The organism is Bacillus sp. G16, from assembly GCF_021282335.1.
Lineage (GTDB): Bacteria > Bacillota > Bacilli > Bacillales > Bacillaceae > Bacillus > Bacillus inaquosorum.
The window spans coordinates 1-15,725 of record NZ_JAJSOZ010000033.1 but is presented as its reverse complement, the minus strand read 5'-3'; the positions used below and the strand labels follow the sequence as shown (position 1 = coordinate 15,725).

Sequence of the window (15,725 nt, the reverse complement as noted above, 5' to 3'; positions counted from 1 at the left end):
GCCGCTAACATCAGGGAGCAAGCTCCCATCTGTCCGCTCGACTTGCATGTATTAGGCACGCCGCCAGCGTTCGTCCTGAGCCAGGATCAAACTCTCCGATAAATGGATCACAGGTTAAGTTCACCGCATCCTGCGGTGACACCTGTGTGACCTGCATCGTGCAGGTCCTAGTTTGACTGACTACGCACATCGCTGTGCGATTTATTTAAAAATGAATTAACAGGTACGTTTTGTCTTGTTTAGTTTTCAAAGAACTTTGTTGCCGCTCTTTAAGCGACTTTATAATCATAACATTTTCTATCGCTATCGTCAACAACTTTTTAATGATTTCTTTTCAAAAAAGTAATTCGTCATCAGCGACGTATATTAGAATAACACCCTCGGCTATCAAAGTCAATATATAATATCAATTAAATGATAAATTGCTTAATGGCAACTAACGCAGCTATTCCCGGTATTCCTAAAATTCCGCTGATAGCTGTAGTGACAATATTAATTGGCACATGAATGCCAAGACTGCCGCCAAACATATTTACACAAACCAGCAGCAAAGCACCCGCAACAAATTTAACAGCTGTAATGCCAATCCACTTTAAAGGCTTTGCTGCTGAACCTGATAAAAAAAGAAGAATAACCAGTCCTAAAATAATCCCTATAATAAAAATAGGCTCCATGAATCTTCTCATCTCCTTTGCTTGTTCTAGTACAAGCTTATGAGAAGATCCAGGAGTTTAGACCACTTACTTCCACCTGCTGATTTTTAAATTTCGCTGCTTTGCTTCCCTCAAGTAAAAAAAATACTTTGCTTCAGCTACTTTTAGTTCGTATAACACTTCAGCAGACGGTTCTAAGCTTTTTTCAACCAGCTTTTTCTGCCTGTTCCACTCTTCCTTTTGCTTAAAAAGCTGCTCGGTTAGTTTTTCATCAAACTCTCTTCTCAATGTTTTCTTGCGAAGAAAACCCATGGATCGCTTTTTCCTCCTTACAATTCACGTCTTCCTTCAAGTGCTTTAGAAAGAGTGACCTCATCCGCATATTCCAAATCGCCGCCGACGGGCAGTCCGTGGGCAATACGGGAGAGCTTAATACCAGACGGCTTCAGGAGCCTTGATATATACATCGCCGTTGCTTCCCCTTCTATATTAGGGTTTGTCGCGAGAATCACTTCTGTCACTTGATCATCCTGTAATCGTTTTAACAATTCTGGTATTTTAATATCCTCCGGTCCGATGCCGTCCATTGGAGAAATGGCGCCGTGGAGAACGTGATACTGTCCATTGTATTCCTTCATTTTCTCCATAGCGATAACATCCTTAGGGTCTTGCACAACACAGATAATAGACTTATCCCTGCGCGTATCTTCACATATATAGCAAGGGTCCTGATCTGTAATATGCCCGCAAACTGAACAATATGTCAGGTTGCGTTTCGCATTTACTAATGCTTTCGCAAAATCTAATACCACATCTTCTTTCATACCTAGAACAAAAAAAGCCAGACGAACCGCTGTTTTCGGTCCGATCCCTGGCAATTTCATAAAGCTGTCAATCAGCTTTGATATTGGTTCAGGATATTGCATGTTCTTTTATCCCCCTAGAATAAACCTGGCATGTTCATTCCCTTTGTAAATTGACCCATTGTTTCGTTTGTGATCTCGTCAACTTTTTTCAAAGCTTCATTCGTTGCAGCAAGCACTAAATCTTGAAGCATGTCGATATCTTCCGGATCAACGACTTCCTCTTTAATGATGACATCCAGGATTTCTTTTTGGCCGTTTGCTTTTACTGTTACCATACCGCCGCCCGCAGTTCCTTCAACAACCTTTTCTGCAAGCTCTTCTTGAGCCTTCGCCATGTCCTTTTGCATTTTTTGCATTTGTTTCATCATTTTTTGCATATTTCCCATTCCGCCACGCATAGCATTCACTCTCTTTCATTTTGTTAGTCTTTTATTTCAATTAAATCCGCTCCGACAAGCTTTTTCGCCTCGGCAATCAGCGGGTCTTCTTCAGCCGGTTCATTTGATCCTTCATTTTCCTGCTGATGATCTACTAAAAATTCTTCTCTTATTTTACCCCATTGTTCTTCTGGAACGCCAATCAAATCCATTCTTTTTCCGAGCATTGATTCTAAAATCTGCTCAAGATTGGTCCGGACTCCGTTATTATCCTCGGCGACCATTTTACAATGAATTTCATATTTGAATTTCAAAACAAATGCCGCTGAGGCGGCTGCCACAGGTTCACTGTCATTCAGCAAAGCGGCATGTGACACTTTGTTTTGCTGTTTGAGATGAGCAAGAAGCTTGCCCCAGCTGTTTCTGAGCAGGTCAAGATCCGGTCTCGTAGCTTCCTTTAGAATTTCATGAATTCTGCCTACTGGTGCTTTGTAATTGGATTTCCCGCCCTTTGGCACACGCGGCGTTTCTTTTTTCGGGCTTTCCGCCGCTGCTTTAATACCCGTTGTTTTAAGCCGCTCCACTTCCTGCTCGAGCTGCTGAATTTTTTTCATCAGCATATCGACTTCAGGCAGGTCAGCAGTTGATTGATGAGACGTTTGGCAAATCTTCACCACTGCCACTTCAAAAAAGATACGGGGATGATTTGTCCATTTCATTTCTTGGTGGCTCTTGTTCAGAATATCAATCATTTCATATATGGCCTGTGCCGGAATTTGTTCGCTTAGTCCCCGGAACGTTTCATCAACTTTTACTTTTTCAAGCACCCCTTCTAAGCCAGGGGCTGTTTTGTACAGCAGCATGTCCCTGAAATAGAAAATCATATCCTCTATCAGCTTAGCCGGATCTTTCCCTTGCTGAAGCAGTTCATTTAATGTTTCCAGTGCGTCAGAAACGTTTTTATCATGCAGGGATTGTGCAAGCTTTCCTATATATAATTGAGAAACAGCTCCCGTAATCAAAAGCGCATCCTCGACTTTCAGGACATCACCGCTGAATGATACAGCCTGATCAAGAAGACTCAAAGCATCCCTCATACCGCCATCTGCAGCACTCGCAATGATATCAAGTGATCCCTCTTCCACTTGCAGCTGTTCGGCATCAACGATTTTATTCATACATCCGACAATCGCTTGGGATGTAATTCGTTTAAAATCAAAACGCTGACATCTGGAGATAATGGTTAAAGGAATTTTGTGCGGTTCGGTTGTTGCTAAAATGAAAATACAATGCTCGGGCGGCTCTTCTAATGTTTTTAGCAATGCATTAAAGGCGCCGATAGAAAGCATATGTACCTCATCTATGATATATACCTTATATGTGACGGCCGACGGGGCAAACTTCACTTTATCACGAATGTCACGAATCTCATCAACACCGTTGTTTGAAGCGGCGTCAATTTCTATGACATCGGATATTGACCCGTTTGTTATCCCTTTACAGGCCGCACATTCGTTGCATGGCTCATCAACAGGAGCATGTTCACAGTTGACAGCCTTGGCAAATATTTTGGCTGCACTGGTTTTTCCCGTTCCTCTTGGCCCGGAAAACAGATAGGCGTGAGAAAACTTTTTTTGCAAAAGGGCATTTTGCAGCGTTTTTGTAATGTGTTCTTGTCCAACCACATCTTCAAAGCGCTGAGGCCTGAATACTCGATATAAAGCTTGGTAACTCACGGGTTTGCCCTCCTCCGTTATTCATCATTCCCATTATACATGAACCTTGTTTCGATTCCAAAAGCTCTTTTTACATAACAAAAAACTCACCTAATGATAGGTGAGTCTGAAAATTTGATGATTGATTTACCGTGCACCTTCTGTCGATTCGCTACCCTAAGCGTTACTTAAGCAGTTAGCTCGGCCCAGGCAACCCTGCGGCACATGAGAGGTTTCACTTAATGCTGCTTCCTTCCGGACCTGACATGGTTCATGAATTCCCATTGCGCAGGACCCAAACGTCAACACCACTTACTTAAGGCAGACCTTAAAGTAAACGAACCTCGAGAAGGGATTCGGCCCTGCTAGAGCGGATTGCAGGTACAGGGCACCGCTACCTCCCCGCTTAGCACGGCAAAATAAATATCAAATTTTATATCGCATCTATTGCGATGCATACATAAGTATATCGTTTCCCCCTAAAAATTGCAACCGGACTACTCAGACAAGTTTTTCCTGAAGGCTTTCTTCTTTTTTCGCAGTTCTCTAAAAAACGAACTGAGCATTCCTCCGCATTCCTCCTCAAGCACCCCGCTCACCACTTCAGCCTGGTGGTTAAAGCGCTCTTCCTGCAAAAGGTTCATGAGCGTGCCTGAACAGCCGCCTTTAGGGTCAAATGCACCAAATACCACTTTTTCCACTCGAGAAAGCACGACGGCACCGGCACACATCGGACAAGGCTCAAGCGTCACATAAAGAGTTGCCCCCTCCAGCCGCCACGTTCCCAGCGCCTTACACGCTTCATCAATCACAAGCATTTCCGCATGAGCGATTGACCGCTGCTCCGTCTCTCTTAAATTATGTGCACGCGCTACGATTTCATCATTGACGACAAGCACGGCGCCGATTGGCACTTCACCTTTCTCTTCAGCTTTTTTCGCTTCTTTAATTGCTTCTTTCATATAAAGTTCATCTTGTGTCATAAGGATAAGCTCTCTTTTCAAAGTTTTTTCATTGCCTAAAAAGGCTACATATTAACTATAACTGAAACGGAAAGGAGACTGTCGATTGTCCAAAGCAGACACAGCTCTTCTCATTGTAGACATGATCAATAATTTTGAATTCGATATGGGAGAAAGCCTCGCTAAAAAAACAGAAAAAATCGTTCCTCACATTTTATCATTAAAGGAGCATGCGAGACAAAACGACTGGCCGATTATTTACATTAATGATCATTACGGACTTTGGCAAGCTGATATTAAAAATATTCAGCAAGAATGCACGAATGAAAAAAGCAAGGATATCATCAGACAAATAGCGCCGGAAGATGCTGATTATTTTTTAATCAAACCGAAACATTCCGCCTTTTACGAAACAGCACTTCACACTCTCCTTACCGAATTGCAGGTGAAGCATATTATCTTAACAGGTATAGCCGGTAACATATGCGTGCTATTTACCGCTAATGACGCTTACATGAGGGAATACAGCATCACGATACCTAAGGACTGTATTGCCTCAAATCGTGACGAAGATAACGAATTTGCCTTGACCATGATGGAGAATGTTCTTTTCGCAGAAATTACGACCGAGGAACAAATTACAGAAAAATAAACATGATCAGCGTTTTTCTTTCATACATTGGATAGCGATATGAAAGGAGGCGTTTTTCATTCAAATTTATGTGGTGAAACAAGGCGACACTCTTTCTGCTATCGCTTCACAATACAGAACAACTGTAAGTGAAATCACAGAAACGAATGAAATACCGAATCCCGACAGCCTTGTTGTCGGACAAACCATTGTCATTCCAATAGCTGGCCAGTTCTATGATGTTCAACAAGGTGATACCCTGACATCCATCGCGCAACAATTTAATACAACGGCAGCCGAGCTCGCCAGGGTTAATCGCATCCAGTTAAATACCGTGCTGCAGATTGGTTTCCGCTTATACATCCCTCCCGTTCCTAAACGAGACATCGAATCAAATGCTTATTTGGAACCCCGCGGAAATCAAGTCAGCGAAAATCTCCAGCAGGCGGCCAGAGAAGCGTCGCCCTACTTAACGTACCTTGGCGCATTCAGTTTCCAGGCACAGCGTGACGGAACCTTAGTCGCACCGCCTTTAACGAATTTAAGAAGCATTGCAGAGAATCAAAACACGGCATTGATGATGATTATAACGAACCTAGAAAACCAGGCATTCAGCGATGAACTCGGCCGGATCCTTTTGAACAACGATACTGTAAAAAGAAGACTTTTAAATGAAATAGTCGAGAATGCAAAAAGATATGGTTTCTATGATATTCATTTTGACTTTGAATATTTGCGGCCTCAGGATAGAGAAGCCTATAATCAATTTCTCCGTGAAGCAACGGATCTTTTCCATCGAGAAGGCTTAGAAATTTCTACGGCGCTTGCCCCTAAAACAAGCGCAACACAGCAGGGCAGATGGTACGAAGCCCATGATTACAGAGCCCATGGCCAAATTGTCGACTTTGTTGTTCTCATGACATATGAATGGGGCTATAGCGGCGGGCCGGCTCAAGCCGTTTCTCCAATCGGGCCTGTTCGGGATGTCATCGAATATGCTTTGACTGAAATGCCTGCGAATAAAATTGTCATGGGCCAGAATTTATATGGGTATGACTGGACACTGCCATATACAGCAGGTGGAACCCCGGCAAGAGCAATAAGCCCTCAGCAAGCCATTGTCATTGCCGATCAAAACAATGCAGAAATTCAGTATGACGAAACCGCTCAAGCCCCTTTCTTCCGCTATACTGATGCAGAAAACAGAAGACACGAGGTATGGTTCGAGGATGCCCGCTCGATCCAAGCAAAATTCAATTTGATTAAAGAGCTGAATTTAAGAGGCATCAGCTATTGGAAGCTGGGTCTTTCCTTCCCGCAAAACTGGCTGTTGCTGTCTGATCAATTTAATATTGTCAAAAAGACGTTTCGATAATTTGGAAACGTCTTTTTTTCATGGGGGCGCCCAAGGGTTGTGATACAATATGAAGGTCGGTAACTGACGAACGTTTTTCAGAAATAAGGAGGATTCCGATGAATACAGCCCCTTTTATTGCAATAGAAGGTCCTATCGGGGCAGGAAAAACTACCCTCGCGACGATGCTCTCACAAGAGTTTGGATTCCCTATGATTAGTGAGATTGTTGAGGATAACCCGTACCTTGATAAGTTTTATGACAATATAGAGGAATGGAGCTTCCAGCTTGAAATGTTTTTTCTTTGTCACAGATACAAACAGCTTGAAGACACCAGTGATCACTTTTTAAAAAAGGGACAGCCTGTGATAGCTGATTATCACATTTATAAAAATGTGATTTTTGCGGAACGTACCCTGTCTCAGCATCAGCTGGAAAAATATAAAAAGATTTATCACCTGCTAACGGATGATCTGCCAAAGCCGAATTTCATCATTTACATAAAGGCTAGTCTGCCCACATTGTTACACCGCATTGAAAAACGCGGACGCCCCTTTGAGAAAAAAATTGAAACAAGCTATTTAGAGCAGCTGATCGCAGATTATGAAGTCGCCATCAAACAGCTGCAGGAATCAGATCCTGAACTTACAGTGTTAACCATAGATGGCGATTCTAAAGATTTCGTTTTGAATAAGAGCGACTTTGAACGCATTGCCGCCCATGTAAAGGAGCTTATCGTATGAAGGAACATCATATCCCTAAAAATTCAATTATCACAGTAGCAGGAACAGTAGGTGTCGGAAAATCGACTTTAACAAAAGCTTTGGCTAAACGGCTTGGATTTAAAACCTCTCTTGAGGAAGTCGATCATAATCCATACTTAGAAAAGTTCTATCATGATTTTGAGCGTTGGAGCTTTCACCTGCAAATCTATTTCTTAGCTGAGCGATTCAAAGAACAGAAAACGATTTTTGAAGCCGGCGGAGGCTTTGTACAGGATCGTTCTATTTATGAAGACACAGGTATTTTCGCGAAAATGCATGCTGACAAAGGGACAATGTCAAAGACTGATTATAAAACTTACACAAGCCTTTTCGAAGCAATGGTGATGACACCGTATTTCCCACACCCAGATGTATTGATTTATTTAGAAGGAGATCTGAAGAACATTTTAAACCGAATTGAAGAACGCGGCCGTGAAATGGAGCTTCAGACAAGCCGATCTTATTGGGAAGAAATGCATACACGATATGAAAACTGGATAAGCGGTTTTAACGCCTGCCCTGTTCTAAAGCTTCGCATTGAGGATTACGATCTGCTGAACGACGAAAGCTCGATCGAAAACATAGTAGATCAAATCGCTTCAGTTATTCATGAAAATCAAAAAAAGTGAATCTCAACTGAGATTCACTTTTTCATTATAATAAAAAATCCGCTGCACCGAACGCAACGGACAAAACAATCTCCAATATATGCTTGTGTTTCATTAGATTAAAATCAATATGGCGGAGGAAGAGGGATTCGAACCCCCGCGGGCTTTGACACCCCTGTCGGTTTTCAAGACCGATCCCTTCAGCCGGACTTGGGTATTCCTCCGTATCGACAAGACTTACTATATCATGAATGTTCTCATATGGTCAAGCATTTTTAAAAATTTTTTTTGTTTTTATAAAAGTGTCCTGTCTACACAGGCAAAAAGGTGCACCTGGTCAGGCACACCTTTTCACAATTTTATGGTTTTATTACTTCTCTATTTCCCATATAAGGGCGAAGTACTTTTGGAACAACAACGCTTCCGTCTTCCTGCTGATAATTTTCTAAGATAGCGGCAACTGTTCTTCCAACCGCCAGACCTGAACCATTCAGTGTGTGTACATGCTCAGGCTTGCCTTTCGCTTCACGTCTGAAACGAATGTTCGCACGTCTTGCCTGGAACGCTTCGAAGTTGCTGCAAGAAGAGATTTCACGATATGTGTCTTGGCTTGGAATCCAAACTTCGATATCGTATTTTTTCGCAGCCGTAAAGCCTAGATCACCCGTACACATGCTCATGACACGGTATGGAAGCTCAAGCAGCTGAAGAACTCGTTCTGCTTGGTTTGTAAGCTTCTCTAATTCTTCATAAGAATCTTCAGGCTTCACAAACTTCACAAGCTCAACTTTATTAAATTGGTGCTGACGGATTAATCCGCGTGTATCGCGCCCTGCTGAACCAGCTTCAGAACGGAAGCAGGCACTGAATGCCGCATAGTTAATCGGCAGGCTGTCACCTGAAAGGATTTCATCGCGATGCATGTTTGTAATCGGTACTTCCGCAGTCGGAATTAAGAAGTAATCTTCTTCTCTGATTTTAAACGCATCCTCTTCGAATTTAGGAAGCTGACCCGTTCCCGTCATGCTTGCGCGGTTTACCATATAAGGCGGGATCACTTCAGTATAGTTATACTCATCTACATGCAGATCAAGCATAAAGTTATAAAGCGCACGCTCCAGACGAGCACCTAAACCTTTATAGAACACGAAACGGCTTCCTGTTACCTTTGCAGCTCGTTCAAAATCAAGAATACCTAGCTCATCTGCAATATCCCAGTGCGGTTTCGGCTCATAAGCAAATGAAGGCTTTTCACCCCATTTACGCACTTCTATGTTGTCGTCTTCTGTTTCACCGACAGGGACAGACTCATGCGGAATGTTTGGAATTGAAAGAAGAATGGTATCAAGCTCAGATTCCACTGTTCTTAATTCTTCATCAAGTTTTTTAATTTCCTCGCCGACTTCACGCATTTCTTTAATAATGTGATCCGCGTCTTTTTTCTCACGCTTCAGCACAGCAACCTGCTGAGATACTTCATTTCGTTTTCCTTTTAACTCTTCAACTTTACCGATAAGCTCTCTTCGTCTATCGTCCAGCGCCTCAAACTTATCAAAATCAGTTAAGTCTTCGCCTTTGTGTACAAGCTTTGCCTTAATTTCTTGGAAATTTGCTCTCAGCATTTTCGTATCAAGCATGCGGAACACTCCTTTTATTGAATTTGTCGAAAATAAAAAGAGCCCTCATCCCCATAAAGGGACGAGAGCTCTCGCGTTGCCACCCTGATTGAAAACAAGTCAAAGACTCGCTTTCCACTTTCACACATAACGGTTATCCCGTAAATGCCTACTTGTTTCAGCATTTCGCTCAAGGATGGATTCAGACAGCATCTTTCACCGATTCGCACCAACCATCGGCTCTCTTAGAAAGAGAGGCTTCCTACTAGTTCCTATCAACGCTTTTCGATCTTTATTTGTGCTTATAATGTACTATAAGTTTCCACAGCTTTCAACTGTTTTATACAAGTGCTTTCTGCTTGTATTCCTCAACCATTTGAACAAACAGCTGTGTCACTCGGTGATCTTCTGTCAGCTCCGGATGGAACGAGCAGCCCAGGAATTGATCCTGTTTAGCAGCTACAATACGACCGTTATGCTCCGAAAGAACTTCAACATTTTCACCAGCTTCTAAAATATGCGGCGCACGGATGAATACCCCTGTAAAAGGCTCGTCCAGTCCTTTGATTGTTAAATCAGCTTCAAAGCTGTCTACCTGCCGGCCAAACGAATTGCGTTCAACAACCACATTCAGCAGACCTAAATGAGGATTATCTGAGCCAGCAATTTCTTTTGCTAATATAATTAATCCGGCGCATGTCCCAAACATCGGTTTTCCCTGAGCAGCAAATTTACGAAGTGGCTCCATGAATTGATACGTATCAATCAAACGGCGCATCGTCGTACTCTCACCGCCCGGCAAAATCAACCCGTCGACTTCGTTCAGCTGCTCCGGACGTTTAACGACAAGACCAGCCGCGCCGCATGCTTCAATTGCATGGATATGCTCTCTAACTGCTCCTTGAAGTCCTAATACTCCTATTGTTAACATGTCAGCAGCGCTCCTATATTCTTACCAGCCGCGTTCTTGCATACGCTGTTCTGGAAGTAAGTTTGAGATTTCAATCCCTTTCATTGCAGTACCAAGCTCTTTTGAAAGCTCAGCGATCAATTTGTAATCAGTGTAGTGAGTTGTTGCTTCCACAATTGCTTTCGCAAACTTAGCAGGGTTGTCTGATTTGAAAATACCAGAACCAACAAATACTCCGTCAGCACCAAGCTGCATCATGAGCGCAGCATCAGCAGGAGTGGCTACGCCGCCAGCAGCAAAGTTAACGACAGGAAGCTTACCGTCTCTTTTAATTTGCACAAGAAGCTCGTAAGGAGCACCTAAGTTTTTCGCTTCTGTCATTAATTCATCATCACTCATCGCAACTACTTTGCGCACTTGTGCGTTTACTTTTCGCATATGGCGAACAGCTTCAACAATGTTGCCTGTTCCAGGCTCGCCTTTCGTACGAAGCATAGAAGCACCTTCAGCAATACGGCGTGTTGCTTCACCAAGATCACGGCAGCCGCAGACGAAAGGAACTGTGTATTCATTTTTATTTAAATGAAATTCTTCGTCAGCCGGAGTCAGAACTTCACTTTCATCAATATAGTCAACACCCATAGCTTCAAGCACACGCGCTTCAACAATATGTCCGATACGCGCTTTTGCCATTACCGGGATAGATACTGCATTCATTACTTCTTCCACGATTGTAGGGTCAGCCATACGGGCAACTCCTCCAGCCGCGCGAATATCAGCTGGTACACGTTCTAGCGCCATTACAGCGACAGCTCCAGCCTCTTCAGCAATTTTCGCTTGTTCCGCATTGATGACGTCCATGATGACGCCGCCTTTTTGCATTTCTGCCATTCCACGTTTTACGCGTTCAGTACCTGTTTGAGCCATTTCTTGGTCCCCCTAATCAAGGTATAGTGTATGATTTCTAATCCTTATTGTATCCTAGAAATCCAATAATTCATATGGATATATATCATTTTATTCGGTTTTTAGCGCTTTGAAAATCATTTTTTATTAAAAATTGGGTTTTTTCAGTATATTAAGCGAAAGAGCCCTAACATACATCAGAGCTCTTTCAATTGATTAAAACCAGCCGGTTACCGTATCAACAATACTTCCCCAAATGCCGGCGAAAAATCCGCCGATACTGCGCATTGTCAGAACAAACCAGTTTGCTTTTTCTACATTTTCTTTTGTAACAAGATCTACGCCAGCTAGATTGCTGTTAAGGAATCCGTAATCCTTTTCATCACCTGTATATTCTGCAGTCAGTTTCCCAACCTTCGTTCCTTTTTTTACAGGAGCAGTTAAGGTGTCTTTATTAAGTGTAACTTTCGCTTTGTAATTCTTTTCTTCGCCATTTTTGACAGGAAGAGAGAACGCCTTGTTTGTTACAATGCCTACTTCTTTCTCTTTACCCTTATCAACTGAAATCGTTTTATGGCCTTTTACTTGATCGCCTTCAGCATAAATTTCTTTCATGGAGAAATTGTCGAAAGCATAATCGAACATTTTTTTCGTTTCATCGAAACGGCCTGTATGTAGGTTGCCTTTTGCGTTTAATACAACAGTAATAACACGCATTCCATTGAGTTCAGCTGTTCCTGTGAAGCATGAACCCGCAGAGTCAGTAGAGCCTGTTTTCAGTCCGTCTACAGTCGCTTTTTTATACTCACTAACGAGCCCTTTCAGCATGAAGTTCCAGTTCGGCATATCCATTTCATCATCAGTGCCTTTTCTGAACTTTGTTTTAGCGATACTGGAAGTCTCCAGAATCTCAGGGTAGTCAGTAATCAAGTGATCCGCAAGAATCGCCATGTCCTTAGCAGAAACTTCACTTTCTTCATCTGCGCTTGTCCCCTCAGGCTGCTGCCCGTGAAGATCTTTGTTTTCAAGACCTGTTGCGTTAACAAATTTGTAATCTGTTAAGCCTAGTTCTTTCGCTTTTGCATTCATTTTTTCAACAAACTTAGTTTCACTGCCCGCAACGACTTCCGCAATCGCGATAGCCGCGGCATTTGCAGAATAAATTGCTGTAGCTTGATATAGTTCTTTTACCGTGTATTTCCCGTCTTTCCGAAGAGGAACGTTTGATAAGCTGTTATCTTGGGAAATCTCATACACATAGTCATCAGGCGTATAGGTTTGGTCCCATTTCACTTTACCTTCATCAATTGCTTCTAATAACAGATACTCTGTCATCATTTTTGTCATGCTGGCAATTGGCAGTCTCTGATCTGCATTTTTACTGTACAAAATTTTACCTGAAGAAGCTTCGATCATAATAGCAGCTGATGCATTGACATCAATTGGATCACTGGCTGCTTTTGCTTTTGACATTGGAGCCAGACAAGTGACAGCTAGTGTTAACACAACCAATGACATCAATAACTGTTTACATTTCTTGATGTTCAATCGTACGACCTCCGTATTTCATTTTCTTTATCTATAATTAAGCCGTTAAGGACATTTTCAATGCACAACAGTATAAATTTTATCATAATCAGTATAAAAAAAATAGACAGAGTCAGAGACCCTGTCAAATGTTTTTAATTTGTAACAATTTATTATGAAATTGTATAGTTCGGAGATTCTTTTGTAATCTGTACGTCATGCGGATGGCTTTCACGAAGCCCTGCGCCAGTCATGCGGATGAACTGAGCTTCTTCTCTTAAAGCTCGGAGATCTTTGGATCCGCAATATCCCATACCAGAACGAAGTCCGCCGACTAGCTGATAAACAGTTTCTTCAACTGGTCCTTTGTAAGGTGTGCGTCCTTCAATTCCTTCAGGAACGAATTTTTTGTTTTCTTCTTGGAAGTAACGATCTTTACTTCCTTTTTCCATTGCAGCAACCGATCCCATGCCGCGGTATACTTTAAATCTTCTGCCTTGGTAGATTTCAGTTTCACCAGGGCTTTCTGACGTACCCGCAAGCAAGCTTCCAAGCATAACAGCATGTCCGCCGGCTGCCAATGCTTTAGTGATATCGCCAGAGAATTTAATTCCGCCGTCTGCGATGATTGTTTTGCCGTGTTTCCTTGCTTCAGTCGCACAATCATAAATTGCTGTGATCTGCGGAACACCGACACCTGCTACCACACGTGTTGTACAAATTGAACCAGGTCCGATTCCAACTTTGACAACGTCTGCCCCAGCTTCGATAAGCGCTCTTGTCGCTTCAGCTGTTGCCACGTTTCCAGCAATAATGTTTAATTCAGGATATGTTTCACGGATCTTTGTTACTGTGTTTAATACGCCTTGAGAATGTCCGTGAGCTGTATCGATAACAATAACATCAACATTGGCTTCAACAAGCTTTTTGACGCGAGTCATTGTATCGCCAGTTACGCCAACTGCTGCACCAACGATCAGGCGGCCGTGGATGTCTTTAGATGAGTTCGGGAACTCAATGACTTTTTCAATGTCTTTAATTGTGATAAGACCTTTTAATTTATTCTGGTCATCAACGAGAGGAAGCTTTTCAATTTTATGTTTCTGCAAAATCTTTTCAGCTTCATCCAGAGTCGTTCCTACAGGTGCAGTAACAAGCTCTTCTTTCGTCATGACATCGCTGATTTTCATTGAGTAGTCAGAAATAAAACGAAGATCACGGTTTGTAATAATTCCTACAAGCTTTTGGTCTTCTTCGTTATCTACAATCGGAACACCGGAAATTCTGTATTTACCCATCAAGTGCTCCGCATCAAATACTTGGTGATCAGGAGTTAAAAAGAAGGGATTTGTGATAACGCCGCGCTCAGAACGCTTTACTTTATCAACTTGTTCAGCCTGCTGTTCAATGGACATATTTTTATGAATGATGCCCAAGCCGCCCTGTCTAGCCATTGCAATTGCCATTGCTGATTCTGTTACAGTGTCCATACCTGCGCTGATGACAGGAATATTCAGCTTTAACGTTTTTGTAAGTTCTACAGATAAATCCACATCACGCGGAAGTACCTCTGACTTAGCTGGTACAAGCAGCACATCGTCAAACGTTAAGCCTTCTTTTGAAAATTTACTTTCCCACATTAGTAAATCCCCCTCTTTTCGGCAAAATATTATATGTAGATTATCAACTAGCCAAGAGCATGTCAAGGAAGCGGGAAAGAGTTGAAATATTTAGATAACGGAAAGGATTAAGAAATACATATGACATATCATGAGTGGAAAGACTTAGCGCTATTTTATTCCGTTGAATCAACCCAGAAATTTCTAGAGAAAGTGTATATCTTAAACGGTATTGACGATGCGAAAAAGAACTCTTTTAAAAACAGTGAGCGGTTTATTTATTTCTTAAAGCATGCCGAATCGTTTTATAAACAAGCCTCATATTCCCCTTTAGAAATCAAACCGATTCTTTTATTTTACGGAATGGCACAGCTTATCAAAGCATGTCTAATTACACGGGATCCTCATTATCCAAGCCATACATCAGTACTGGCACATGGCGTAACAACAAGAAAGCGAAAGAAACAGAATTATTGTTTTAGCGATGATGAAGTGAAAATACAACGGAACGGCCTATGCATACATTTCATGAAACACTTATTCGGACAATCGGATATAGTAGATGAACGGTACACCATGAAAAAATTATTAATGGCGATTCCAGAACTAAGTGATACTTTCTATTTTCAGCAGAAAGAACGTTTTATGACAAAAGTTGAGAAGGAAAAGGACAGGATTTCTGTACCAGAGGATGTGGTCATCAATTATAAAATGTCTGATGCAAGATTTGCCGAATATATGTCCCACCATTTTCAATGGTCTTTTGAAAAGAAAAATGAACACGAGCTGCTGTTTGAAATTTCATCGCAAGACATGAAGCCATGGACATCAATCAGTTTGTTGTATGACATGGGTAAGAACCAATATTATATCCCTTCTCAAAGAGAGCAATTTCTTAGACTTCCTGAAATGGCAGTTCATTATCTAATTTTGTACAACATAGGGATGATTGCGAGGTATGAAACGGAATGGTGGTATGAGTTGTTAACGCAGCATATAAGCGATGATTACGTGCTAATACAGCAGTTTTTATTAGTGACAGAAAAGAAATTTCCGACATACGCTTTACAATTTCTTCTTCAATTTTGACAAACAAAAAAACCCAGCTCAATGAGCTGGGTTTTACCTTGCTTGGCGGCGTCCTACTCTCACAGGGGGAAACCCCCGACTACCATCGGCGCTGAAGAGCTTAACTTCCGTGTTCGGTATGGGAACGG

General features: G+C 42.1%; 16 protein-coding genes, 1 tRNA gene, 2 rRNA genes, 1 other RNA gene and 1 other annotated feature. Of the genes, 5 read left to right on the top strand and 15 right to left on the bottom strand.

The features are described from left to right. The 8 genes from LWH95_RS20945 to tadA form a co-directional block, all read right to left on the bottom strand. Positions 1 to 102 (bottom strand): 16S ribosomal RNA (locus LWH95_RS20945); the annotation flags it as partial. Between the two features lie 308 nt (positions 103 to 410). After that, a complete protein-coding gene (gene bofA, locus LWH95_RS20940; protein WP_232920305.1) occupies positions 411 to 674 on the bottom strand; it encodes a sigma-K factor-processing regulator BofA in 264 nt (87 codons plus the stop codon). Between the two features lie 66 nt (positions 675 to 740). Next, the gene (locus LWH95_RS20935; RefSeq protein ID WP_003242387.1) at positions 741 to 965 is read right to left on the bottom strand and encodes a YaaL family protein; all 225 of its coding nucleotides are present in this window, start codon (positions 963 to 965) and stop codon (positions 741 to 743) included. Between the two features lie 17 nt (positions 966 to 982). Next, positions 983 to 1,579, bottom strand: a complete 597-nt coding sequence (recR, locus tag LWH95_RS20930; RefSeq protein ID WP_003242386.1) for a recombination protein RecR — start codon at positions 1,577 to 1,579, stop codon at positions 983 to 985. A 14-nt stretch (positions 1,580 to 1,593) separates the two neighbouring features. After that, the gene (locus LWH95_RS20925) at positions 1,594 to 1,917 is read right to left on the bottom strand and encodes a YbaB/EbfC family nucleoid-associated protein (RefSeq protein WP_003225427.1); all 324 of its coding nucleotides are present in this window, start codon (positions 1,915 to 1,917) and stop codon (positions 1,594 to 1,596) included. A 23-nt stretch (positions 1,918 to 1,940) separates the two neighbouring features. Beyond that, positions 1,941 to 3,632, bottom strand: coding sequence for a DNA polymerase III subunit gamma/tau (gene dnaX / locus LWH95_RS20920; protein WP_003242385.1), 1,692 nt, complete (start codon positions 3,630 to 3,632; stop codon positions 1,941 to 1,943). 129 nt (positions 3,633 to 3,761) lie between these two features. Further along, positions 3,762 to 4,026, bottom strand: an RNA gene (gene ffs, locus LWH95_RS20915) — signal recognition particle sRNA large type. Between the two features lie 82 nt (positions 4,027 to 4,108). Next, on the bottom strand, positions 4,109 to 4,594 hold the full coding sequence (gene tadA, locus LWH95_RS20910; protein WP_003242382.1) for a tRNA adenosine(34) deaminase TadA: 486 nt from the start codon (positions 4,592 to 4,594) through the stop codon (positions 4,109 to 4,111). A gap of 85 nt (positions 4,595 to 4,679) precedes the next feature. On the opposite strand from tadA, the gene LWH95_RS20905 reads away from it, so the two are divergent. From LWH95_RS20905 to dck, 4 genes are all read left to right on the top strand, one after another. Next, positions 4,680 to 5,225 carry an isochorismatase family cysteine hydrolase gene (locus LWH95_RS20905; RefSeq protein WP_133489392.1) on the top strand — a complete coding sequence of 182 codons (546 nt, stop codon included), beginning with the start codon at positions 4,680 to 4,682 and terminating at the stop codon, positions 5,223 to 5,225. A 70-nt stretch (positions 5,226 to 5,295) separates the two neighbouring features. Next, positions 5,296 to 6,579, top strand: coding sequence for a LysM peptidoglycan-binding domain-containing protein (locus tag LWH95_RS20900; RefSeq protein ID WP_232920304.1), 1,284 nt, complete (start codon positions 5,296 to 5,298; stop codon positions 6,577 to 6,579). Positions 6,580 to 6,677: 98 nt separating this feature from the next. Further along, complete coding sequence (dgk, locus tag LWH95_RS20895; protein WP_225514878.1) at positions 6,678 to 7,301, top strand: deoxyguanosine kinase; 624 nt, start codon at positions 6,678 to 6,680, stop codon at positions 7,299 to 7,301. Further along, positions 7,298 to 7,951, top strand: coding sequence for a deoxyadenosine/deoxycytidine kinase (gene dck, locus LWH95_RS20890; RefSeq protein WP_019257232.1), 654 nt, complete (start codon positions 7,298 to 7,300; stop codon positions 7,949 to 7,951). Before dgk ends, dck begins: the two co-directional genes overlap by 4 nt. Positions 7,952 to 8,061: 110 nt before the next feature. Here dck and LWH95_RS20885 read toward each other — a convergent pair. From LWH95_RS20885 to guaB, 6 genes are all read right to left on the bottom strand, one after another. Further along, positions 8,062 to 8,154, bottom strand: a tRNA-Ser gene (locus LWH95_RS20885). A 135-nt stretch (positions 8,155 to 8,289) separates the two neighbouring features. After that, positions 8,290 to 9,567, bottom strand: coding sequence for a serine--tRNA ligase (gene serS, locus LWH95_RS20880; RefSeq protein ID WP_133489388.1), 1,278 nt, complete (start codon positions 9,565 to 9,567; stop codon positions 8,290 to 8,292). A gap of 54 nt (positions 9,568 to 9,621) precedes the next feature. Next, positions 9,622 to 9,834, bottom strand: a binding site (T-box leader). A gap of 52 nt (positions 9,835 to 9,886) precedes the next feature. Then, on the bottom strand, positions 9,887 to 10,477 hold the full coding sequence (gene pdxT, locus LWH95_RS20875) for a pyridoxal 5'-phosphate synthase glutaminase subunit PdxT (RefSeq protein WP_232920303.1): 591 nt from the start codon (positions 10,475 to 10,477) through the stop codon (positions 9,887 to 9,889). 21 nt (positions 10,478 to 10,498) lie between these two features. Continuing rightward, positions 10,499 to 11,383 (bottom strand): pyridoxal 5'-phosphate synthase lyase subunit PdxS, encoded by an 885-nt coding sequence (gene pdxS / locus LWH95_RS20870; RefSeq protein ID WP_003242369.1) that lies wholly within the window; start codon positions 11,381 to 11,383, stop codon positions 10,499 to 10,501. Positions 11,384 to 11,578: 195 nt separating this feature from the next. After that, a complete protein-coding gene (gene dacA, locus LWH95_RS20865; RefSeq protein WP_003242367.1) occupies positions 11,579 to 12,910 on the bottom strand; it encodes a D-alanyl-D-alanine carboxypeptidase in 1,332 nt (443 codons plus the stop codon). 152 nt (positions 12,911 to 13,062) lie between these two features. Next, complete coding sequence (gene guaB / locus LWH95_RS20860; protein WP_003242365.1) at positions 13,063 to 14,529, bottom strand: IMP dehydrogenase; 1,467 nt, start codon at positions 14,527 to 14,529, stop codon at positions 13,063 to 13,065. 120 nt (positions 14,530 to 14,649) lie between these two features. Here guaB and LWH95_RS20855 point away from each other — a divergent pair, with 120 nt between their 5' ends. After that, positions 14,650 to 15,597, top strand: a complete 948-nt coding sequence (locus LWH95_RS20855) for a YaaC family protein (protein WP_060397747.1) — start codon at positions 14,650 to 14,652, stop codon at positions 15,595 to 15,597. A gap of 40 nt (positions 15,598 to 15,637) precedes the next feature. Here the strand turns inward: LWH95_RS20855 and rrf are convergent. Continuing rightward, positions 15,638 to 15,725, bottom strand: a 5S ribosomal RNA gene (gene rrf / locus LWH95_RS20850); the annotation flags it as partial.

Coding starts and splice junctions, on each gene's coding strand:
- bofA (WP_232920305.1), bottom strand. CDS start 674: ATGGAGCCTATTTTTATTATAGGGATTATTTTAGGACTGGTTATTCTT.
- LWH95_RS20935 (WP_003242387.1), bottom strand. CDS start 965: ATGGGTTTTCTTCGCAAGAAAACATTGAGAAGAGAGTTTGATGAAAAA.
- recR (WP_003242386.1), bottom strand. CDS start 1,579: ATGCAATATCCTGAACCAATATCAAAGCTGATTGACAGCTTTATGAAA.
- LWH95_RS20925 (WP_003225427.1), bottom strand. CDS start 1,917: ATGCGTGGCGGAATGGGAAATATGCAAAAAATGATGAAACAAATGCAA.
- tadA (WP_003242382.1), bottom strand. CDS start 4,594: ATGACACAAGATGAACTTTATATGAAAGAAGCAATTAAAGAAGCGAAA.
- dgk (WP_225514878.1), top strand. CDS start 6,678: ATGAATACAGCCCCTTTTATTGCAATAGAAGGTCCTATCGGGGCAGGA.
- dck (WP_019257232.1), top strand. CDS start 7,298: ATGAAGGAACATCATATCCCTAAAAATTCAATTATCACAGTAGCAGGA.
- serS (WP_133489388.1), bottom strand. CDS start 9,567: ATGCTTGATACGAAAATGCTGAGAGCAAATTTCCAAGAAATTAAGGCA.
- pdxT (WP_232920303.1), bottom strand. CDS start 10,477: ATGTTAACAATAGGAGTATTAGGACTTCAAGGAGCAGTTAGAGAGCAT.
- pdxS (WP_003242369.1), bottom strand. CDS start 11,383: ATGGCTCAAACAGGTACTGAACGCGTAAAACGTGGAATGGCAGAAATG.
- guaB (WP_003242365.1), bottom strand. CDS start 14,529: ATGTGGGAAAGTAAATTTTCAAAAGAAGGCTTAACGTTTGACGATGTG.
- LWH95_RS20855 (WP_060397747.1), top strand. CDS start 14,650: ATGACATATCATGAGTGGAAAGACTTAGCGCTATTTTATTCCGTTGAA.